Origin of the sequence: Hyphomicrobium sp. (assembly GCF_041659645.1) — a bacterium.
GTDB lineage: Bacteria > Pseudomonadota > Alphaproteobacteria > Rhizobiales > Hyphomicrobiaceae > Hyphomicrobium_B.
Genome location: NZ_JBAZXX010000001.1, coordinates 94,801 through 117,139, shown reverse-complemented (window position 1 = coordinate 117,139; position 22,339 = coordinate 94,801). Strand labels below are relative to the sequence as shown.

Here is a 22,339-nt window from a genome sequence, read left to right as displayed (position 1 = left end):
GTTACTTTAAGTTTTTTCTCAGTGTCATTGACCCGAGCCTAAGGGGCGCCCTTTTCGATGTCGGATAAAATCGTGCGCGATAAGCCGTGGCTATTCCGGACCTATGCCGGACATTCGACAGCCGCCAAGTCAAACGCGCTCTATAAGACGAACTTGGCCAAGGGCCAGACGGGTCTCTCGATTGCATTCGATCTCCCGACCCAGACTGGATATGATTCCGACCACGAACTCGCCCGCGGCGAAGTCGGCAAGGTCGGCGTCCCCGTCTCTCATCTCGGAGACATGCTGACGCTGCTCGACGGCATCCCGCTCGACCAGATGAATACCTCGATGACGATCAACGCGACGGCCGCCTGGTTGCTGTCGCTTTACATCGCCGTCGCCGACCAGACGGGCGCCTCGCGCGACAAGCTGACGGGCACCATCCAGAACGACATCATCAAGGAATACCTTTCGCGCGGCACGTATGTTTTCCCGCCCGAGCCGTCGCTCCGCTTGATCAAGGACACCATCGTCTTCTCGACGAAGAACGTGCCGAAGTGGAACCCGACGAACGTCTGCTCCTACCATCTGCAGGAGGCCGGCGCGACGCCCGTCCAGGAACTCGCCTACGCCCTCGCAACATCGATTGCCGTTCTCGACACGGTCAAAGCCTCAGGCGAAGTGCCGGAAAAAGAATTCGGCAACGTCGTCGGTCGCATATCGTTCTTCGTCAACGCCGGCATGCGTTTCATCACCGAGCTCTGCAAGATGCGCGCGTTCGGCGAGCTTTGGGATGAAATTACACGTGAGCGCTACGGCGTGACGGACGCGAAACACCGCATGTTCCGTTACGGCGTGCAGGTGAACTCGCTCGGCCTCACCGAACCGCAAGCCGAAAACAACGTCTATCGCATTCTGCTTGAAATGCTGGCGGTCACGCTCTCGAAGAACGCCCGTGCCCGCGCGGTGCAGCTCCCGGCCTGGAACGAGGCCCTCGGCCTTCCGCGTCCCTGGGATCAGCAGTGGTCGCTCCGGATGCAGCAGATCGTCGCGTATGAGACCGACCTGCTCGAATACGGCGATATTTTCGACGGCTCCGTTGAAATCGCGCGGAAAGTCGCGGCGCTCAAGGAAGAGGCGAAAGCCGAACTCGCAACCATCGATAAGCTGGGCGGCGCCGTCGCCGCCATCGACTACATGAAGCGCCGACTCGTCGAGAGCAACACGTCGCGTCTTTCTCAGATCGAAAGCGGAGACTTGACGGTCGTCGGCGTCAACCGGTTCACCGAAACCGAACCGTCTCCGCTATCGGGCGGCACCGACGCCATTATGGTCGTCGATCCGGCCATGGAAGCCGAGCAGATCGGCAAGCTGAAAGCTTGGCGTGAAAGCCGCGATTCCAAGAAGGCCGCCGCGGCGCTGGCCGAGGTCGAGCGGGCCGCCAAGGAAGGCCGCAACATCATGGACTCCTCCATCGAGGCCGCTAAGGCCGGTGTCACCACCGGCGAATGGGGAACGGCTCTTCGGAAAATCTTTGGCGAGTATCGCGCACCCACAGGCGTCGCCCAGGCCGCCGTCGCCCGCGATAGCACGCAGCTTGAGGCTGTTCGTTCCGAGGTCGAGGAAGTTTCCAACAAGCTCGGCCGCCGCATCAAATTCCTGGTCGGCAAGCCGGGCCTCGACGGCCACTCGAACGGCGCCGAGCAGATCGCCGTCCGTGCGCGCGACGCCGGCATGGAAGTCGTCTACGAGGGCATCCGCCTGACGCCCGCCCAGATCGTCCGTGCCGCGGTCGACGAAGGCGTGCATGTCGTTGGCCTGTCGATCCTGTCGGGCTCGCACGTTCCCCTCGTCAAAGACGTGATGGAACGCATGCGCAAAGAAGGACTCGACGATGTTCCGGTCGTCGTCGGCGGCATAATTCCGCCCGAAGACGCCAAGACGCTGAAAGCCTTCGGCGTTGCGGCTGTCTACACGCCCAAGGACTTCCAGTTGAACGACATCATGGCCGACATCGTGAAGCTCGTGGATCGCTACGCGAAGGCCGCATGAACAGGGCGCGGCGGCCGGCGCGCGGAACGCGCGTCGCCGCAGCCATGGAGAAAATCCATGAAAACCTGGGTCGTCCTTTTTCTCGTTTTGCTGGCAGCAGGTGTCGCCTGGGGCCTCGCCCGCGATATCTTATCGCGACAGCGCGGCTCATTATCCGGCACCGTCGTCGGCGTCGACCTGGGAAACCCGACTCCCAAATGGTTTCCCCCGACCCCGCCGCGCTACAAGGTCCGCCTCCCCGGCGGCGCCCTGATCGACGTCGCGACCAAAAATCCCCACAGCGTTCCAATGGGCGGCGGAATATTCATAACGGAGTGGGTGACACCCTGGGGACAGGTCTGGTACACGCAGCGCGACTAGGGAGGGGCCCTTGCGCGAAGAAACACGAAAGCGGCTCGAAAGAGCACTCTGGATCGACCGCGCCAAGAAGGCGGGCATCGGCCTCGCCATCGTTGCAGCGATTGGCTTGGCCTTCAGCTACGAAGAGCTGGACCTGAAGGTCGACAACAAAGACGTTGGCGGCACTGTGACCGATCTCGAACCGTTGGTATCCAAGCAGGATTCCGCCGACGGCGAGAACGTCATCGTCCGCCTGGCGGACGGTCAGCTTATCCGCGTGCTCGCCTATAAATCTCGCGGGCTCAAGATCGGCGACAAAATCGACGTCGTAGAGCACCACCACGCCACGGGCCGGGTGACGCATACCCTGCGATAACCTGCTTTGACCGCGTTGACGCGACGTCCACAGTCATTATAAGTCCCCGCTTCGCCCTTTTCAGGGTGGCTTGCCCCAGTGGCGGAACGGTAGACGCGGTAGACTCAAAATCTGCTATCCATCGGGTGTGGGGGTTCGAATCCCTCCTGGGGCACCATCAGTATTTTCCTAAATTAAATTAATGATTTAAATTATCACATTGGTGATGCGCATGCCTTGTCCGCCAGCCGGTGATGTGGCGGCCACGATCCTATTGATGTTGATCACCTTGGGCTGATCGCGAGCTTGCGCGAATTGCACGACTGACATGAAAAATCGATCCCAATGGCGAATTGAAAACCGATCTAACTGCCACTACCCTTGGGAACGTCGCGGACCGCGAGTGGATGAGGAAATTCGTGCAAGAGCCCCCCGATGATAAGAACGTAGCCGCCCCGGATGACACCCCAGATGATTTGAGTGTCATTTTAGGGTTTGCGGGGATGCTGTCCGGCGGCGGCAACGTGGATGAGGTGTCACGCCTCGCAACCGATCATGGCTGGCTCGACGCGAGTGGTCAGCTCACCGTGGCCGGAGAGCAGCTTGCGCGCGCGCTCCTGCAACAAAGCGGAACGCGATCCGCATTTCGGGCATGGTGAGTCCGGGCTGACCGTTGTTGTCCCGTACCTGACGTGCGCGGTTCGGCAGAAAAAATCCCAATTGCGGCCGTCTCCGGCAGAAACATCGGTCGAAATAGTTACACGTCCGCACAGGCCGCAGCGCAAATTATTCTATCGGGTGTCCAGTCTCCGCCGGATGGACTCCAGCTCTTCCATTCGGGTTTTAACTTCGGGCCAGCGTTGGGCGCTCAGACGCGCAATCATCGCTTCAATCAGAACGGAGATCGGGGCAAACGAGTCCCAGTTCGAATTGACGGCAATTCGCAACGCGAACACATGTTCCGCAACTGCAGACAGGGGCGACAACCATTCGTCCGTGACGAGGATTATTTTTGCCCCTCGCGCAGCAGCCTCCTGCCCCACGCGGATCACATCATCCTGGTAGCGGCGAATATCAAAAAGCAGATACGTGTTCGACGCTGTGACGCCGAGCAGGTGTTCCGCCCACGTTGCGGTCTGGCTATCGATGAGGGTCACATTCGAACGCAACTCTCGAAGATGCAGGAAGGCTTGCAGTGCAAGGCTCGACGTTAGCCGCCCGCCGAGGATCGTAACAGGCCGTCGGTCATCGGCGAGGAGAGCAATCGCGCCGTCGAATTCCGACGGCCGGATCAGATGCATCGACGCCGCCAGCGCGCTCGAGACGGATTCCCAATACTTCGCGAACGCGGGAATTTCGGCCGCGCCCTTTCCATCCTGCCCGAGGATGTCTTTTGTCAGAGGCGAGCGCAGGCGCGCTTCGAGCTCGTCGCGAAGCCGCTGCTGAAAATCGGCGTAGGCGCTGAAGCCCAGCTTCGAAATCAGCCGAAGAATGGTCGGATTGCTGACGTCCGCCTGCTTCGCAAACTGTGCCACGGTTTGAAGACCGGGAACGGGGTAGTTGCCGAGGAGAATAAGGGCGGCTTTCCGCTCCGTTGGCGTCAGTTGGTCGAGGCGCCGCCGGATCATCTCTGCGACCGTGGTGTGCGGCAAACCCGTCATCGATTTGAACCCTCCATCGCCGCCGTCGCCGGAGCGGATGGCGCGATCGGCTGTGCTAAATAGAACATCAAATGCCTCCCGCTCCGCTCATTTTTTATGCAAATTCTTGGATCCGCGCGCCAAAGCACGCGCAAATTATGTGCGGATAGGCGTTATCCGATCTGTTAAATTTAGTACAGCCGTCTGTTACTTATGAAACAGAAATGATGACAAATCAGATATTCTGTTCTATTTGGTACATAGCTTGCAAAGGTGATCCGCGGAAGGGGCCCATGAGGGACACCCCAAGCTGAGAAGGGGAAAGCATATGTATCCGTCTGTCAAAGGAGGCGAGGCTACCGGTGGGGCCGCCGACAATTCGTTCGACGTCACCCAACAAAAGGACGTCCAGCTTCTTAAGCCGAAAGCCGTGGGATTGGTCGGTGTTCTGTTTCTGACGCTGACCGGGGCAGCCCCCATGACGGCGAGCTTGCTCAATATTCCGATTGTCGTCGGCAACGGCAATGGGCTTGGCGCACCCGCCGCATTCCTCGTCGCGACTTTGATCCTCCTTCTGTTTTCGGTTGGCTACGCGGCGATGGCGTCGAAGGTCTCGGCCGTCGGAGGTTTCTATTCATTCATCAGTCACGGGCTCGGACGCGAACTCGGTATGGCGTTTGGATTCTGCGCCGTCGCCGCCTACGCCATCTTTGAACCGGCGCTTGCAGGCGGCCTCGCCTACTTCCTCAACCTGAAACTCACAGAGCTTTTCGGCATCAACGTGCCGTGGGCGCCGCTTGCCATTGGCATGGTCTTATTGATTTCCATACTGACTTATTTCGAAGTCCAGCTATCGGCCGCTCTGCTCGGCATTGCGTTGGTCGCCGAAGTTTTGATCCTTCTCTTCTTCGACATCGGAGTTTTTGCCCATGCCGGTCATGGTGTCACCGTGTCCATATCGGCTCTCAACCCGGTTGCCGCATTTAGCGGTTTCGAACCCGACGGCAAGCTGTTGGGCGGCGCGGCCGGCATCGGCCTGTTTTTCGCATTCTGGTCGTGGGTCGGATTCGAAATGGCCCCGAACTATGCTGAAGAATCGGTCAATCCGAAGAAAATCGTGCCGATATCGCTCTACGTTTCTGTCATCAGCCTGGGCGTGTTCTATACCATCACGACTTGGGCAGTGATTTCTTCCTACCCTGACTTCCATTCCCTGATCGACGCGGCGCAGAACAACTCTGCGACATTCTTCTTCGATCCGGCGACAAAACTGCTCGGACCGTGGGTGACGTCGGTAATGAGCTACCTGATTTTGACAAGCTCATTCGCGTGCGGAATGGCATTTCACAACACTGCCGCGCGCTATCTCTATGCGATGGGCCGTGAAGGCATCTTCCCCAAGGCCCTCGCTCGCACGCATCTCGTTCACAAAACGCCCTACATCGCCTCAATCGTGCAAACGGTTCTCGCGATACTGGTGATCGCAGCCTTCGCGATCTTCATCGGCGCCGACGATCCCAAGACGGATGCTTACGCCGGATTGTTCAGTCTCATGGCGTTGATGGGCACCATCCTCATCCTTTCTGCTCAGGCCATCGTGTCTCTCGCCGTTATTGCTTATTTCAAAAACAATCATCCAGCCGAAGCTGGCCGCTGGTCGACGTTCGTTGCGCCGTTATTGGCGTTCCTGTCTCAGGCTTTCGCGCTCTATCTTTGCGCGACGAACATGGAGTTTCTTGGTGGCGGATTCGCGTTTGCGGAATGGATCATCCCGCTCGATATCGCAATCTTTGCCGTAGGCCTCGTCGGCGCGTTCTTCATCAAGGCGACCAACCCAGCGAAATTCGAAAAGATCGGCAGGCTCATCTATCAGGGCGTCCCCGACGGAATGCTGGCGTCTGCCGAACACGCGGCGAAATAGGCCATGGGTCTACGCAATTGGTGGTTCCGGCGCTCCGCGCCGGCCACGCCATTCAACGATATTGAATTTCAATCAAAGGGTAAAACGATGTCGGGCAAGCAACCTCAATTCATAGAAGATCACGGCCTCTGGAGCGAAGAGCAAAAGCTTATGGCGGCCGAGCTGATCGCGCGGATCGAGCGGGAAAACATCAAATATGTTCGCATCGGCTGGGGCGATCAGCACGGTATCGTGCGCGGCAAGACAGTCACTGCAGCGGAATTCCGGTCGAGCCTCAAAGGCGGCAAGGATTTCCAGCTCGTTACCGCCATTTTCGACACGACCAACCATCCGATCGTCGCCCCGTTCGGTGATTCCAATAAGCTGAATGTTCCGGAAATGATCGGTCTTCCGGACGGCGTCCTCGTTCCCGATCCATCGACTTTCCACGTGCTGCCGTGGGCGCCGGACACCGGATGGATCCTGAGCGATGCGTATCTATCGAACGGTACGCCGTGCCCGCTCTCGACGCGTCAGATTCTGCGTGGACAGCTTGAGCGCCTCGAAGAGAAAGGCCTCGAGATGGTTGTCGGATTGGAGTTCGAGTTCTACGTCTTCAAGCTCGAAGACGCGTGCTTGCGGCCCGAAGAAAGTGGCTACCCGCCGGAGCCGCCGAAGGTCTCGATGATTTCGCACGGCTATCAGTATCTGACCGAAAATCGCGGCGACGAAATCGACCCGGTGCTTCGGCTTCTGCAATCGAATCTCGAAGCGTTGGGCTTGCCGCTCGCGACCGTCGAGGATGAATGGGGTCCGGGTCAGTGCGAAATTACCTTCAGCCCAATGACGGCGATGAAAGCCGCCGACAGCGCGCTGCTGTTCCGGTCGGCCGTCAAGCAAATCTGCCGCCGCCATGGCTATCACGCGACGTTCATGGCGCATCCGCAGGTCGCAAACGTCTTTCCGAGCGGATGGCACATGCACCAATCCATCCGGCGTATTTCGGACAAGACCAATATGTTCATGGCCGAAGACGGGACAGGCCCGCTTTCCGCATTTGGTATGAACTATGTCGGCGGCCTTCTTCAGCACGCGGCTGGAACCTCGTTGATGAGCACGCCGACCATCAACGGCTATAAACGCCAGCGGCCGGACGGTTTCGCGCCGTTCAAGGCCGGATGGGCACTTGAAAATCGCGGCGCTATGGTCCGCGTCATAGGCCGGCCGGGTGACGGCGCCTCGCGCGTCGAAAACAGGATCGGCGAACCGACCGCAAACCCTTATCTCTATATTGCTTCGCAGCTCATCGCCGGCCTCGACGGTGTCGAAACCCAGAAAGATCCCGGCTCTCCTGCTGCCGCCGCCTATCTGGCCGACGCGCCTCTCCTGCCTCGCAGCCTGATGGAAGCGATCGAAGGCTTCAGAAACGATGTCGTCATCAAAGACGCGCTTGGCGAAAAATTCTGGAACTACCTCATCATGCTGAAGGAGCATGAAGTCGGTCGTTTCCTTGCGGCGGTGACGGATTGGGAACAAAAGGAATATTTCGAAATGTACTGAGGCGCTCGCGCGTCAACACAACGAACATCCCTTCAGGAGAACGCATTGAAGATCGCCGCTGCTCAGATCCGGCCCGTATGGCTCAACAAACGGGCGACCGTCGCAAAGGTCATCGATACGATAAAACAGGCGGCCGCCGAGGAGATCGACCTTCTGGCGTTCCCGGAGGCGTTCGTGAGCGGATATCCATTCTGGCTCTGCCGGACGGATGCCGCATCGTTCGGCGATCCCAAGCAGGGCGACGCTTACGCGCGTCTCCTTGATGCTTCGATCGAGGCCGATTCCGACGAGGTGAAGCAGATTGCGGAAGCGGCGCGCGACTATCGCGTGTCCGTCTTTCTCGGCTTCAACGAGCGCGGCAGCGGCGTCGGACGCGGGACGCTCTACTGCGCACTTTTGAAAATCGACGCGGAGCAGGGCGTGCTTGGAGTTCATCGCAAGCTTATGCCGACACACGATGAGCGGCTGTGCTGGGCGCCGGGCGATGCACATGGACTCCGCACGCATCGCATCTCAGGTGTCCAGGTCGGCAGCCTCTGCTGCTGGGAAAACTGGATGCCGATGGCGCGATTTGCGCTCTATTGCGGCGGGGAGGAACTCCACATCAGTCTGTGGCCAGGAAATGCTGTCGTAGCGGAAGGCATCGTTTCCGCAACCGCTCGTGAGGGACGCGTCTGGTCTCTCAGCGTTCACGGCCTTCTCTCGATGAGCGACATTCCCGATGATTTTCCGTTCAAGTCGGAACTCGTCGCGGAAGGCTACGATGTTATTTTCGATGGTGGATCGTCCCTCGTCGCACCTGATGGAACGGTCGTCATTCCGCCGTCTCCTGGTGTCGAGGGATTAATCTCCTACACCATCGACGTGAAGACGGTTTACGAAAATCGCCAGTTATTCGATGTTACTGGCCACTACTACCGTCCCGACATCTTCGATCTTCGCATCCGCGGCGATCGCTTCGATGCCGCAAAACTCTGGCGCTGAAGCGACACGTCTGAGAACACAAACTCCAATGGGCCGCGCGGACGGAAGATGAAGATTACTGTCATTCAGAACAGCGCGTATGGTCGCGCTGGTCTTGTCGAGAAGTTTATCACCGCCAAAGGCTGGACGTGCCGGCGCACGATGTCGCCGAGAGAAATCATAACGACCGATCTTGCGAACATCATCGACGACGCGGTCGTCTTTCTCGGGTCGCGTCGCGGTGTCTACGAGACTCACGTCCAATGGATTGCCCGCGAGCGCGCCTTGATGAAGCTCCTCGTCGCGAACTCCGTGCCGGTTTTCGGCATCTGCTTTGGCGCGCAACTCCTGGCGACTGCCCTGGGTGGCACGGTCATGCCGATGGGCCATCGGTATCGCGGCTGGATGGAGAACGCGACCGCGTTAACGCCGGTTTGGCAGGGGCCTTGGTTGCGCTGGCACGGAGATTTCATAACTCTTCCTGGCAACGTGAAAATCCTCGCCGCCGACAACAACACAGTGCAGGCTTTCGAACATGGCTCTGCTGTCGGTGTTCAGTTCCACCCCGAAGTCTCAGCCGATGTCCTGCAAGACTGGGGAGGATACCGAAGCGCGATGCCCGCCGCCGATAGAAACGCTCTCGATGAAGCGTTGCGTTATGCAAACCAGCACGTCTCCGAAATCGAAAAGCGCGCTTTTGAGCTGTTTGATAAGGTCTTCAATAGGATCACGAGCTAAGGGCCCAGGCGGCCTGAGAGCGGCTTTTGCGCTTCTCCAAATGGACACCCGCCTCCCTCATGGGCGCACCGGCGCGCATAGACGGATCTAAAATCGGTGATCCTGTTTTCCGCGTCTCATACGAGACAATCAATTATTGCGGCTTCAGAGGCGCGCCGCCATCGCCGGGTGTCCCAAACACTTGGACTTGGTCGATCGCCTTCTTTTGTAATTTCGCCCAATCATCGAGCTCGCCGCAAAGCGACGGCCGGGGCGGACTTGCGTCTTTCGCGCATCGCAAGGAAACGAAGTTCTGAAGTCCCATCGCGAGTTGCAGCGAGTAGTCCGCTGAATAAAGCTGCGTGTCGCTGAAGACGGAACCGCCGAGCACGTTGCCGAAATAGGTCATGCGCACGCTCTGAGCGGTCTCCGGATGCGTCTCCGCATCGAGCTTCAATATGGCACTGTTCGGCGCGAACTCGGCGAGGATTGGCACCATCGGAAATCCCGCCGTCTGGTGGCAGCCCATGCACGAACTCTTCGGGTTATCGACCGGACCGGCCAGGCGGCCCCCAAATCCAAGATGATTGAAATTGAGCGGAGGCGTCGCAAGGTCTTTGACCGCTTGCAGGTTGATCCATTGCTCCGTCAGTTTTTCATAGTCGCACGGTCCGCTCGGACCCGAGCAGCTTTCCGCGAACGTGACTTTCGGATTGTTGCCCCATTGCAGGCCGAGCGGCACCATGCGCTGCCACGGCGTATCGCCCTTGGCGTTGCCATCGTATCCGTAGGTCCCGAGAAGCCATCCCGTCGGACTGCGCTCATCGCGGACTTGAAGATCGATCTGGATCAATCGCACTTTGCCGAGACGACGCTCGAACCGCGACAGCGGCCCCGCGTTACGATACCTCGGACTCTTATTGACGTAGATATCGGCATCCCATTCGAGCGCCCCCTTCACTGTCGGCAATTCGGCCTCGGTGACGGTGGAGAACAGCAGTTTGATGACGAACGAGCCATCGGGCATGCTGTTGAAGCCAGTCGGATCGGGATTCAAGGCGCCGGGCCTCGGATCGTCGGGATCGCAATACACTTGACCGAGGGCGAAGGCGTACCGGTCGTTCACGTAGGCCTGCGCCCAGGTATCGACGAACTCCGATTGCTTTTCCCCGAAGGTATTGCCGGCGGTATCGAACTCATGCGTCAGGCCATGCACATATTCGCGGCCGTCGGTCCCGGGCCAATCGGACGCGACCTCGGTGTTCCAATCCATCCAAGGCGCGCCGTACCATTTGCGGACTTTGTTATCCTCGACATAGAAACCCGCTTCGATATTGCCCTCGGTCCCGTAATCGAGCAGCGCCTGCAGGTAGGCCCTGGAATCGACCGGACCGCCGTCCTTGAACGGGATCTTCAGCCAGGGATAAGCTTCCTTTGGCGGCACCTGGATCGGATAGTCCTGACTGAGTTTGTAAACGCGGCCCTTATAGTCGGGCGACGGATCGCCGCCCTCTCCCTGAAGATAGTAGTCCTTGAATTTTCCGCGCGTACACTCTTTGCGCGCCAACTTATTCCGTATCGCATCGTCGGTCGCCGAGGCCCCGCCCGAGCCCGAAACGACACAAGCGCACGAGATGATTCCAAGCGCCGCGACATGGGCAATATGCACGACACTGAACATCCCTGAGAGCCTCTTGAGGAACCTGCAATAGCTAGGTCAATGCACTCTCAAAGCTTTCGAATTCGAGACGATCTTGCAAACAATGAACAAAATCCGGGCGGAACTCTTCAGGTCCCGCGGAACGAGGTTAGTGGATGGTGAAAATCGAACTGCGAACTGCGCGGAGTTATCGCGATGGCGCGCCAAAATACTTTATCTGTCCGCCGATCGAACTACCTTCGCGCCGAAGCCCTTAGGCTTCCACCTTGCCCGGATGCAAGGTTGTCTCCGCACCATCGCCAATCCGCCCGAGCCCCAGAATGGCCAGGAACGTCAGCATCGAAGCTCCGGTTAAATACAATCCGACAGCTTCGATTCCGAACTTCGTCGCCAATGTGGTCGCGATATAGGGTGCGAGCGACGCGCCGAAAATGCCCGCGAGGTTGAATGCCAAAGACACCCCCGTATAGCGAACGCCGACCGGGAACGGCTCCGACAGCGCCGTCCCCAACGGACCATATGTGAGCCCCATCAGCGCTAGCCCGATGATCATGAATGCGATCACGCCCACGGCTTGCCCGGAACCAAACAGCGGCGCAAACATCAACCCGAAAACGGCGATGAGCGCCGTGGCGGAAAGAAGAACCGTGCGACGGCCGAACCGATCCGCGAGCCATGCCGACAGCGGGATCGTCAGCCCGAAGAAGATCACTCCGATCATCTGGATGGGCAGGAATTGCTGCCGCGTATATCCGAGCGCGCTGATGCCCCAGCTCAGGGCAAAGACCGTCATGAGATAAAACAGAACGAATGTCGCAAGCGCGCCGAAGGTTCCGAGTATGAGCAGCCGCAAATGGCTCCGGAACACGGTCAGCAGCGGCACTTGCACACGTTCGTTTTTTTCGATCGCTTGCTTGAACGCCGGCGTCTCGGAAATGCGCAGACGCACATAGAGTCCCACCAAGACGAGCGCCGCGCTCGCGATGAAAGGAATACGCCAGCCAAACGATGCGAACTGCTGATCGGTCAGCGTTTCCGTGAGCAAAAGAAAGATGCCGGTCGAACAGAGAAAGCCGATCGGCGCGCCGAGCTGCGGGAACATGCCGAACCAAGCTTTCTTCGAACTCGGCGCATTCTCGGTTGCCAGCAGTACCGCACCTCCCCACTCGCCACCGAGCCCAAGGCCCTGAAAGAAACGGCACAGAGCGAGAAGGACCGGCGCCCAAATCCCCGCCGTCGCATACGTCGGTAAGAGCCCGACAGCGACCGTCGAGAGACCCATCGTCAACAGCGCTGCGACGAGCGTCGCCTTCCGGCCGATCCGATCCCCGAAATGTCCGAAAAGCACAGCGCCGATGGGCCTAGCAAAGAAGGCGATGGAGAACGTCGCGAACGATTGCAGCGTGGCGGTCGTCGGGTCTGAGTTGGGAAAGAACAGATGGGGAAAAACAAGGACTGCGGCGGTCGCGTAGATGTAGAAATCAAAGAACTCAATCGCGGTTCCCGCGAGACTTGCGAGCAGCACGCGGCGCGTGGAAACGGTCTTTGATCCGGTCAAAGGGCTCACCTGACGATGTTGACGAAAACGATTCGGCTGCCGGAATATTCCAGGCAGCGGCAGCCTCCGCAAGCCGAAGCTGCGCCCTGACTAATTTGAATTTAGCGGATCATATAGAGCTTCCGGACGGTCTCGTGGACCGTGCAGACCCCTTTCCAGTCCTGCGGAAAGAACGCCGCGGTGTCCGGCGTGATCTCGATAACCTCGCCGTCGTCGCGAACGTAGGTGCAGCGGCCGGAGATGAAATGACAGAACTCGTCGCGCGTAACATGGCACTCCCACTTCCCCGGCGTGCACACCCAGATGCCGCATTCCGACTCCCCATTCGCATTTTTATGCAAGAGGACACCCGACGTCTGCGACGTTCCCTCGATCATGATCGGGATGGCGCCCCAGTCGGCAAGATCGGTAACGTCGAGCGGATTGCGAATAATCGGTGTCGTCACGGGACGGTCCTTATTGCATGAAAGAAGATCAAGCGTCGTAGCGCCCGGTTTGAAGCAACGCGTCGATAATGTCAGCCGCTTTTTGCGTACCGTTTTGGGCGCGCATGTGAGCGCTGGTCGCGGCAAGCTTCGCTTGAATTGCGGGATCGTGCAGACACGCGTCGAGCTTGGCGGCTAGATCCTCGTCGCTCCAATCATAGCGCGGCATCTTGAAACCGTGTCCCGTTTCCTGCACGCGCGCCGCGTTGTCGTGTCCGTCCCAGACATACGGCATGATGATTGCGGGCTTCCCGAAATAGAGACACTCGGTAAATGAGTTGTTGCCGCCATGATGGATAACCGCATCAACCAGCGGGATGACCGACGGCTGCGGAAACCACTTATCGATGATCACATTCGGCGGCAGTTCCCCATACTGATCCATGTAATCGCCGACGTTGACGAGCGCGCGGTACGGCAGCGTCCCGATAGTCGCTATGATCCGCTTCAGAAGCTCGGTGTCGCCCGATCCGAGGCTGCCGAACGAAACGTAAATGAGCGGCTTGTCGTTGTTCGCGGCGAACGTCGGCACCTGGTAAGGTGCCTCTTTTCGCACGCAACCTTCGAGATATTGAAATTGCGATGGCGCCAGCGGCTCCTCCCGGTCGAACTTCACGGCCTCTGGGTAGAGCAGAAGGTTCATATACGGCGACGCTTCGAAGAACTGGCCGATCGGATAAGGCGCTTCATCGCAGCTTGCAAGAAACGCGTTGAAATCGTCGTGGATCGGCTGGATCACCACATTGAAGTGATCGCGGTACCGCTGATGACCTTCGAGATCATGCTCGGCGCATCCGGAGAGATGTGGAGGAATAGCCGGGTCCTCGATCTCATTCTCCGAGCACGAGATGATCCGCACCCACGGCTTGCCGAACTGCTTGATCGCGGGAAATAGAATGACGTTGTCGACCGCGATGAGGTCCGGTTTCAGTTCGCCCAGTACGCCCGGGAGATCCTTCTGCGCCCATTTCGCGCTATCGACGATCGCGGTCCAGCAATCTTTCACATAGTTGTCGACCTGATCGTAAGGCGACTTCCGGAAATTCGGGATGTGCCCATTGATGAAATCCACCCAGAACTTGGCCATCTGCTCCGGCGGCATCGGCTCGGAAAGATTAACGGGGTGCGCCTCGAAGCCGTAAGAACGGTAGACATCGACGAAACCCGGATCCGACAGAAAGACTGCCTTATGGCCGCGCGCTTCGACAGCCTGCGCGATGCCGACTGAATTGAGCGCCGGCCCATACGCCGCCTCCGGAAAGAACGCGACCGTCTTCTGCTCGCCCATTCGCCCCACCCTCGCCATCGGCAACGACAATGGCCGGCATCTTCAACCGGCAGACCGAACTTCGGCAAGAGGGAACCGCAAGCGATCCGAGGATGCCGCGCTTATCCGATGAGTGCGGGCAGCCCTCGCGCGACGACGTAAATCCCGACGACCGCCACGATTGTCGCGAAGATTTGCGACAAAAGCTGCTTCTTCTTCGCCAACGACGTACTCGCATAACGCCCGGCCAGACCGCCGACAACGCCGCCGCTGATGAAAAGCCCGACCAGCGGCCAGTCGACCAAGCCCGACAGCGCATAATTGCCCGCCGTCGTGAACCCGAACACGGCGACGCAGAACAGCGACGAACCGATCGCATAAATCATCGGCATGTCGGTCGCGGCCATCAGACCCGGAACGATCAGAAACCCACCCCCGATGCCGAAGAAGCCCGACACGGCGCCGACCGCGGCGCCATACGCCAAGAGATAAGGCAAGAGCTTTGGCGCGCTGGCAAAATTTAGCTCGACCTCCATGTCGCCGCCGCCGCTCTTTTTTAGGAACATCAGCGCCGCGATCGTGATCATCAGGACGCCGAACAGCAAAAGCAGCTTCTGTCCGTCGACCTGCTTGCCAAACTCCGAACCAAGCACAGCGCCGACTGTACCAGCGGCCGCGAACACCATCGCGCACCGCCATTTGACGTGATGATGTCTGGCATGGTCGACAAGGCTCGCAACCGCGCTCAGCGCCACGGCGACCGCACTCGTGCCGATCGCGACGTGCGGAGACTTCACGCCGACCAGATAAACCAGGAGAGGAACGGCGAGAATGGAGCCGCCTCCACCGATCAACCCAAGAACGAACCCGACAAGAGACCCCGAAAACACCGCAAGGAAATCGTGAGCCATCACGCCATGACTTTGGGCTTGGCCATCCACTCACGACCCTTCAGCATGGCCTGCCAGTAAATCGGCGGAAGAATACGTTCCTTGAGCATCCAAGCGGCCCGCGAAGGCTTCCGCCCATCGATGAATGCAAGCGGAAACGATGGCGCGAGCTTGCCGCCATACGTGAACTCGGCAAGGACAATCTTGCCTCGCTCAACCGTCAGTGGACACGATCCATACCCGTCGTAAACGCATATGCTCGGGCGAACACCCATATCGTGGAGCAGGTTCTCGGCAACGACCGGCGCCTGCTTCCGCGCCGCGGCCGCTGTCTTGGCGTTCGGCGTATTGGTGACGTCTCCAAGCCCGAAGATGTTCTTGTATGTCTTGTGGCGCAACGTCGCCGGATCGACATCCACCCATCCCGCCGCGTCGGCAAGCGAGCTTGCACGTATGAAATCCGGCGCGGTCTGCGGTGGGCAGACGTGCATCATGTCGAAGGGCTTTTCGATGGTTTCTCTCGTGCCGTCGGGCAAAGCCTTCGCAAATGTTGCGCGTTTCGCCGGACCGTCGACCGCAACGAGATTGCTGCCGAAGTTCAGATCCACATGGTAGCGCTCAATGTAGCTCATCAGCGCCGGCACGTAGTCCGCAACACCGAAGAGAACTGCGCCTGCATTGTCGAATTCGATCGCGATTCTGTCGAGGCATCCGGTGCGCAACCAATGATCGGCCGAAAGATACATCGCCTTTTGCGGCGCCCCCGCGCACTTGATCGGCATCGGCGGTTGCGTGAAAATTGCCCGCCCCGACTTGAGCGACTTGACCAGCTCCCACGTGTAGAGCGCGAGATCGTAGCGATAATTCGACGTCACGCCGTTCTTGCCGAGCGTCTCGGTCAATCCTTCGACGCCGCCCCAATTGAGCTTCAATCCCGGACAGACGACGAGGTGCTCGTAGCGAATGGTCCGGCAGCCTTCGATGACAACAGAGTTGTTGTCCGGATCGAAGCCCGCGACGGCCGCTTTGATCCAGGTCGTCCTGCGTGGTAACACGGACCCCATCGGCCGGGCCGTTTGCTCCGGCGTGAAAACGCCCCCGCCGACGAGCGTCCAGCCCGGCTGGTAGTAATGAACGTCAGCCGGTTCGATGATCGCAATATTGAGATTGCTCTTACGGGCGTACAGGCTTCCGGCAACCGCCGCTCCGGCCGCTCCGCCGCCGACGATGACGATATCGTATTTTTCGACCGGCGCGTTGGAGGCAACGCTGCCACCGGCAGCAATTCGGCTGGCGACGCCGGACATGTTGTAACCCGCTGTGCTCGCCTTCGAGAGGATATCGGCCATCGGCCGTCGTCCGGCTTCGGAGAGCGCCCAAAGCGTGGTGCTACGCGTGCCCGAGCGGCAGTAGGCGAGGACGGGCTTCGGCATCTCCGCAAACGCCGCGCCGAACGCCTCCGAATCGGCGTCGCTGACCTTGCCGGTTTCGACCGGAATATAACGGGCGGAGAGGCCGTTCGCCTCCGCTTCACGCTCGATCTCGGAAAATGAAGGTTGATCCGCGCCTTCCCCATCGGGCCGATTGGCGATGATCGACTTGAACCCGAGAGCCGCCAGCTGAGCAACGTCGCCGGGCAGGATTTGGGGCGAGACCGAGAGATCGTCGGAAAGCTTCTTAGGTGTCATCACGAAGTCCTATGCCGAAAGCCGAAAAGAGAAACCGTCAGAGTTCATTGATCGGCACCTTGAGCTGCCGCTTGCCGTTGGCATCGGGCTCCGGAAGATTGCCGCCACGTATATTCACCTGGATGGATGGAATGATCAGCTTCGGCAACGCCAGCGTTTCGTCGCGCGCCGTCCGCATCTCGACGAATTCGTCTTCGCTGACGCCGTCACGAACGTGAATGTTGTGCGCCCGTTCTTCGCGAACCGTCGTCTCCCACTTGATATCGCGGCCGTTCGGTCCGTAGTCGTGGCACATGAACAGGCGCATGTCCGGCGGCAGCTCCAAGACCCGCTTGATAGAGCGGTAAAGAACGCGCGCATCGCCGCCGGGAAAATCGGCCCGCGCGGTGCCACCGTCGGGCATGAAAAGCGTATCCCCGACGAACGCCGCATCGCCGACGACATGCGTCATGCAAGCGGGCGTATGTCCCGGCGTCAACATCGCGAACGCATTTATGCCGCCGATCGTATAGGCGTCGCCATCGTTGAATAGCCGGTCGAACTGACTGCCGTCACGCTGGAATTCCGTGCCTTCGTTGAAGATCTTGCCGAACACGTCCTGCACGATCTTGATATTGGCGCCGATGCCGAGCTTGCCGCCGACCTTGCCTTGAATATAGGGCGCCGCGGAAAGGTGATCGGCGTGCGCGTGCGTCTCGATGAGCCATTCGACCTTCAGATGATGATCCTGAACGAAGCGAATGATCTTGTCGGCCGATTGATAGCTGATGCGGCCGGCTGCGTAGTCGATATCCATGACGCTATCGAAAATCGCGCAAGCCTTCGATGCCGGGTCCTTCACGACGTAGCTAACAGTGTTGGTCGCCTCGTCAAAGAACGCAGTTACCTCGGGCTTGACCGAGAGATCGACGGAATGTGGGATCGGATCCATGCCTTCAACTCCTAAGCCGCATCTCGCGGTGAATTCCTAATCGCTCTTCGTCACCTGCTTGCCGCAGCTATTGCAGGTCCTGACGCCCGCGACCTCATACGCCGGACAGAAGCGCGCGAGGCCGGTCAAAAGCGGCAATAGCCCGACAAGTCCCCAAAGGGTTTTCGGGCCGACGAAGACAAGGCTCAAAAGGATCAGACCCACGACGACACGCAGGATCCTGTCTAACTCCCCGACGTTCAGACTCATATTAGCCTCTGGAATGAATTTCCAGAGAATTGCCTAAAGATAAAAAATTTAGGCGTATGTGATCAAGTCACATAGCATAAAACTAATACATAGCGGCGAGCTGCCGCAGGGCGTCGGGTTTTTCCAGTTCGATACTTCCGCGTGATGTCGTCAGCCAGCCGCGACGCTGGAATTCGTGCAACTGCCGCCCGATCACCTCCCGCGCGGACCCAAGTTCGGCCGCGAGCTGCTGATGCGTCAGCTCAATCCGCCCACGCGAATCCGCGAGCTGCAATAGGCGCTGCGCCAGCCTTACGTCGATCCGCGAAAACGCCACCTCTTCGATGATCTTAAAGAGCGTCGTCACGTTCACGCTGAACGCGGTGAAAACGAATTTGCGAAAAGCCGCCGAGCGCGAAATCGCTTCGTCGAACGTCGCCCTCGGAATAGCGACCGCTTTCACGTCAGTTTCGGCAACGCCTTCCGCTTGATAGTCTTCATACCCCATCAGACAGGCCGTCGTGAGCGCGCAACTCTGTCCTGCCGCAATCCGGTAGAGCACGATCTCCCGTCCGCCCTCCGACACCTGCTGCACGCGCACAGTCCCATCGAGCAGCAGGATATAGCTCTCCGGCGATTGCCCGGGACCGAAGATCCGCGTCCCCGCTGGCAGATCGACGACTTTGCTCGTTGTGAAAAGCAGATGCGTAATTTCGGGCTCGAGATCTCTGAGCCCCGGGAAGTTTGCTGTCCACTGCTGATCTATCATGAAGAACTCTTTGGGTATCACCGCGAGGAGCTAAGCGCCGCCAGTGGGGCGCAGGCAGGCGTCGCGTTAGCACAGAATGTGGCGATTGACCCGCGTTCATGCTGAGCCGCAGATATTGTGCAATGCCGCGAGATAGCCAGCAAAATTCCGAAAAAAGCAGAAATAACAAGAGAGCCGCTCAAATTACAAACGTCTGCGTGCAGCCTTACGGATTTCTCGCGCTGCACACCGGAACCAGAACGCTTGCGGCTTCGTTCTTCCGAGACGTATTCGGAGGAAAAAACATGACATACGAAGATCCGCAATCCGGTCGCGAGCGCAATCTCGGGCAAGACGCCGTCGGTAATTCCAGCGGTTCGGCAATCATCGGCATCGTCTTCCTGGCCGCGGTAGTGTTCGGCGGCTGGTACTTTTACAATCACACGCAGAAGGTCGCCGATACGAGCGCAACTCAACCGGCAACGTCTTCGACGGCCGATAACAACAGCACGACGATGTCGCCGCAAAGTTCTGGACCCGGCGTTCAGGGCGAGGCAGGCGGGAAGAATGGTCCCTCGGCGCAGCCTGAGAGCAGCAATTCTTCGACCGGCGCATCATCCGGCAACACCGGCGTCGGCGGCGATAACGCGAACATCGATAAGTCGACCGTCCCTACACAGGACTCGACGGGCGTAAAGGGCGCCGAGGGCAACAAGAACGGCCCCGCCGCTACGACGCCAAGCAAGACCAACCCTTAATCGGACCATAGAAGCCGAACAAAAAAAGAGCTCGCCTGATAAAGGCGGGCTCTTCGACGTTCTAAAACTTCTGGGAAACGCCGACGAAATATCCGCGCCGCGGTCCGTACTGCGGCGCGAAAACGCCGATGCCTTCGCCGTCGCGGATCGTGTAAACTTCGTCGAAGAGATTGACGATATCAAACCGCACAGTCGTCGGCCGCACGAACCACTTGTCGAACTCGTGCGAAATCCCGAGATTGACCTGCGTATAAGCAGGAACGCTCGCGCCGTTCGGAACCTCGTCCGTATCGGTCCTAAGTCCGCTGCCGTAAATCAGATCGGCGCTGAAGCGCGTGCCCTCATAAAGATAAGATAGCCCCGCGGACACCGTTATCGTCTGCGAGTGATCGGTAAAGATGTAGTGATCCTTGATGAACTCGAGGTCGTCGGGGTCAATCAGGAACTGGTTCGAGATGATGTTTTTGCCTTTTTGCTGTCCGATCGCGACGTTGCCATAGGCGTTGAAATTGCCCCAAGTGTAGTTGGCCTTGACCTCGATGCCCTTATTGACCGCCTTCTCGTAGTTGAACGCGTCAAGCACGAGCGCTGCACCGAACTGCCCATCGTCGAGGAGATCGCGGGCGAGCTTGTAGTAGGCGTCGACACCGACTTCGAGCCCCGGAAAAATCGTCTGCGTGATGCCCGCGTCGAAGTAGTGTGAGCGCTCGGGTTGCACGAGCCCACACCCGCCGGTGGGGCAACTACTCGCCGCCACCGTTCCATCCAACAGCGCGATATTGGTCGGACCCGATGCGACCTGAGGCGGCGGCGTAAAGTACCGCGCGTATCCGGCATGCAACGTCGTTCCTTCGAATGGTCGATACTCCAGACTGACGCGCGGGCTCCATTGATTGGCATCGACGTATTCGTACATCTGGTCGAAGCGTAGGCCAGCATTCAACGTCAGCTTATCCGTCAAGCGGATTTCGTCTTGCGCATAGACGCCGATCAGCCAGCCGAGCTTTGATGTCTCATCGTTTGTATTCGAGATGTTTGCGTCGCCGGGATCGTCAGGCAAAGCCGACGAATTATTGATCGCTTTTGTCTGCTCGCCGCTGACCGTGAAACCAGCCCTCAGCGTATTGTAGGCATTCAACCGGTAAGAACCGTCGGCCTGAATGCCGTTGAGAAAGCTACGACGCTGAACATCGGATGCAATGCCGTTGAAGAACAAGTCACCCGTATCGTCCGGTCGGAAATGCAAATCGCTGTAACGCGAGAAATAGGCGATCTGATAATCTCCGTTCTCGATCTTCCTCTGGAGCGCGATCACATCATAATAATTCTGTTCGAACTGGTTTTCATTGAGAAGCGAGGAATTGAAGTAGCTAGGAAGCCCGTTGTTTCCCGCAAAGGGCGTATTGGTTGATAGTCCCGGCGTGTTTGGAATCTGGAAATTCTGCACCGATACGCCGGATATCCAACTCAGCCGCGTCGACTCATCGAGTATCGCGGAAACATAGCCGAACCCCTTCTCCTGATCGGTATGATCGTGAATGGCATCCCAGCGTGACGTCGGGTTCTCGATGCCCTCGTCGTTCATGAGATAGCGGCCGGTGAAGAAATAATCGACCGCGCCCGTGCTGCCGCCGTATTCGATGCTCGGCGTCAAGGTGCCTCGGCTCCCGCCATAGGTGCTGATTGTGCCCCCGGGCTCCTGCGCCCCCGTGCGCGTCGTGATGTCGACGAGGCCGGACGTGTGCAGCCCGTATTCCGCAGGCAACGCGCCGGTCACCAGCGATAGCTTATCGACGAAGCCCGTTTCGAGCACATCGCTGAATCCCGAAACGCCGTCAGGAAGCAGAATGCCGTTGATGCGGTATTGCAAGTTGGCGTGCTCGTTCCTCACATGAAGCTGGCCGCTCGCAGCCGAATCCTGGCTGACACCGGGCGCTTGCAACAGCGCCTTGCTAATGGGCGTTTGCGTCCCTTGCGGCAACGACTGGAGCGCGTCCTCACCAAACGAATACGAATTCGCGCCGATCTGCGTGAAGATATCGTTCCGCGCCGCGTTGAACGCGTTGCTCTGAAAAGCCAGAGAATTGTCTTTGCCATCAGACGCAGCGTCGGATTGCTCTTTGCCGGCCGGCGACGGCGTGCTTGCCACCGATGACTTCGGCTTTACTCGCGCCGACGCCCTCGACGTCTTTGCGATAGACTTCACGCGCGGTTCCGTCACGACGACCGGCGGCAGTTGTTGGGTCGTCGCTGCTGCGGGAGCGCCCGACGGCGATGACGGCGGCGTCGGAGTCTCCGTCCCCTGCGCGAATACAACGGAACCTTGCGCGATACTCGCGCTCGAACACAGCGCAAGGGCAAGCCCGCGCACTTTTGATACAGCCATGATCGGCACTTCCATTTGGATGTTATAATATCCGATATTGTTCGGAACGAGGTTCAACATTCAAGCGGATGCGCGGTCACAGACTTAGATTCGATGGATAGCTGTTGTTGCGGGGCAACAAAGTAGGCGACGCCCGCGATATGTCCAGAAACATACAAAAGTGCCGCGCGCCAAGTCAGTGGCGCGCGGCACTCTTTGCGAACAAAAGCCCGTCAAACGTCGACGCGGCGAA

The 22,339-nt window shown here is 58.8% G+C and carries 20 protein-coding genes and 1 tRNA gene; 10 read left to right on the top strand and 11 right to left on the bottom strand.

Features of this window, described 5'->3' with window-relative positions; genetic code table 11:
* Positions 1–57: 57 nt before the first annotated feature.
* From WC811_RS00500 to WC811_RS00480, 5 genes are all read left to right on the top strand, one after another.
* Entirely contained in the window at positions 58–2,034 is a 1,977-nt protein-coding gene (locus WC811_RS00500) for a methylmalonyl-CoA mutase family protein (protein ID WP_372639777.1), read from the top strand.
* Between the two features lie 57 nt (positions 2,035–2,091).
* Positions 2,092–2,394, top strand: coding sequence for a hypothetical protein (locus WC811_RS00495; protein WP_372639775.1), 303 nt, complete (start codon positions 2,092–2,094; stop codon positions 2,392–2,394).
* A gap of 10 nt (positions 2,395–2,404) precedes the next feature.
* Complete coding sequence (locus WC811_RS00490) at positions 2,405–2,749, top strand: hypothetical protein (protein WP_372639773.1); 345 nt, start codon at positions 2,405–2,407, stop codon at positions 2,747–2,749.
* Positions 2,750–2,821: 72 nt separating this feature from the next.
* Positions 2,822–2,906, top strand: a tRNA-Leu gene (locus WC811_RS00485).
* 241 nt (positions 2,907–3,147) lie between these two features.
* Positions 3,148–3,387, top strand: a complete 240-nt coding sequence (locus tag WC811_RS00480; protein ID WP_372639771.1) for a hypothetical protein — start codon at positions 3,148–3,150, stop codon at positions 3,385–3,387.
* A 132-nt stretch (positions 3,388–3,519) separates the two neighbouring features.
* Here the strand turns inward: WC811_RS00480 and WC811_RS00475 are convergent, their stop codons facing one another.
* Positions 3,520–4,389, bottom strand: coding sequence for a MurR/RpiR family transcriptional regulator (locus WC811_RS00475; protein ID WP_372639769.1), 870 nt, complete (start codon positions 4,387–4,389; stop codon positions 3,520–3,522).
* A 307-nt stretch (positions 4,390–4,696) separates the two neighbouring features.
* On the opposite strand from WC811_RS00475, the gene WC811_RS00470 reads away from it, so the two are divergent.
* The 4 genes from WC811_RS00470 (at position 4,697) to WC811_RS00455 (ending at position 9,529) form a co-directional block, all read left to right on the top strand.
* Entirely contained in the window at positions 4,697–6,289 is a 1,593-nt protein-coding gene (locus tag WC811_RS00470; protein WP_372639767.1) for an APC family permease, read from the top strand.
* 87 nt (positions 6,290–6,376) lie between these two features.
* A complete protein-coding gene (locus tag WC811_RS00465; protein WP_372639765.1) occupies positions 6,377–7,828 on the top strand; it encodes a glutamine synthetase family protein in 1,452 nt (483 codons plus the stop codon).
* Positions 7,829–7,873: 45 nt separating this feature from the next.
* Complete coding sequence (locus tag WC811_RS00460; RefSeq protein ID WP_372639763.1) at positions 7,874–8,812, top strand: carbon-nitrogen hydrolase family protein; 939 nt, start codon at positions 7,874–7,876, stop codon at positions 8,810–8,812.
* A 48-nt stretch (positions 8,813–8,860) separates the two neighbouring features.
* The gene (locus tag WC811_RS00455) at positions 8,861–9,529 is read left to right on the top strand and encodes a type 1 glutamine amidotransferase (RefSeq protein WP_372639761.1); all 669 of its coding nucleotides are present in this window, start codon (positions 8,861–8,863) and stop codon (positions 9,527–9,529) included.
* Positions 9,530–9,662: 133 nt separating this feature from the next.
* Here WC811_RS00455 and WC811_RS00450 read toward each other — a convergent pair whose 3' ends face one another.
* From WC811_RS00450 to WC811_RS00410, 9 genes are all read right to left on the bottom strand, one after another.
* Positions 9,663–11,189, bottom strand: coding sequence for a hypothetical protein (locus WC811_RS00450; RefSeq protein WP_372639759.1), 1,527 nt, complete (start codon positions 11,187–11,189; stop codon positions 9,663–9,665).
* Positions 11,190–11,421: 232 nt separating this feature from the next.
* Entirely contained in the window at positions 11,422–12,726 is a 1,305-nt protein-coding gene (locus tag WC811_RS00445) for an MFS transporter (protein ID WP_372639757.1), read from the bottom strand.
* A gap of 101 nt (positions 12,727–12,827) precedes the next feature.
* Entirely contained in the window at positions 12,828–13,172 is a 345-nt protein-coding gene (locus tag WC811_RS00440; RefSeq protein WP_372639754.1) for a cupin domain-containing protein, read from the bottom strand.
* A gap of 28 nt (positions 13,173–13,200) precedes the next feature.
* On the bottom strand, positions 13,201–14,499 hold the full coding sequence (locus tag WC811_RS00435; RefSeq protein ID WP_372639752.1) for a glycosyltransferase: 1,299 nt from the start codon (positions 14,497–14,499) through the stop codon (positions 13,201–13,203).
* Positions 14,500–14,600: 101 nt separating this feature from the next.
* Positions 14,601–15,389: a sulfite exporter TauE/SafE family protein gene (locus WC811_RS00430; protein WP_372639750.1), complete on the bottom strand. Its 789-nt coding sequence runs from the start codon at positions 15,387–15,389 to the stop codon at positions 14,601–14,603.
* Positions 15,389–17,056 carry a TIGR01244 family sulfur transferase gene (locus tag WC811_RS00425; RefSeq protein ID WP_372639748.1) on the bottom strand — a complete coding sequence of 556 codons (1,668 nt, stop codon included), beginning with the start codon at positions 17,054–17,056 and terminating at the stop codon, positions 15,389–15,391. Before WC811_RS00425 ends, WC811_RS00430 begins: the two co-directional genes overlap by 1 nt.
* Positions 17,057–17,093: 37 nt before the next feature.
* A complete protein-coding gene (locus WC811_RS00420) occupies positions 17,094–17,987 on the bottom strand; it encodes an MBL fold metallo-hydrolase (RefSeq protein WP_372639746.1) in 894 nt (297 codons plus the stop codon).
* A gap of 36 nt (positions 17,988–18,023) precedes the next feature.
* The gene (locus WC811_RS00415; RefSeq protein ID WP_372639744.1) at positions 18,024–18,236 is read right to left on the bottom strand and encodes a DUF2892 domain-containing protein; all 213 of its coding nucleotides are present in this window, start codon (positions 18,234–18,236) and stop codon (positions 18,024–18,026) included.
* Positions 18,237–18,318: 82 nt separating this feature from the next.
* On the bottom strand, positions 18,319–18,984 hold the full coding sequence (locus WC811_RS00410) for a Crp/Fnr family transcriptional regulator (protein ID WP_372639742.1): 666 nt from the start codon (positions 18,982–18,984) through the stop codon (positions 18,319–18,321).
* Between the two features lie 284 nt (positions 18,985–19,268).
* Between WC811_RS00410 and WC811_RS00405 the strand changes: the two genes are divergently transcribed.
* The gene (locus WC811_RS00405; RefSeq protein ID WP_372639740.1) at positions 19,269–19,721 is read left to right on the top strand and encodes a hypothetical protein; all 453 of its coding nucleotides are present in this window, start codon (positions 19,269–19,271) and stop codon (positions 19,719–19,721) included.
* 61 nt (positions 19,722–19,782) lie between these two features.
* Here WC811_RS00405 and WC811_RS00400 read toward each other — a convergent pair whose 3' ends face one another.
* Positions 19,783–22,107: a TonB-dependent receptor gene (locus WC811_RS00400; protein WP_372639738.1), complete on the bottom strand. Its 2,325-nt coding sequence runs from the start codon at positions 22,105–22,107 to the stop codon at positions 19,783–19,785.
* Between the last annotated feature and the right edge of the window lie 232 nt (positions 22,108–22,339).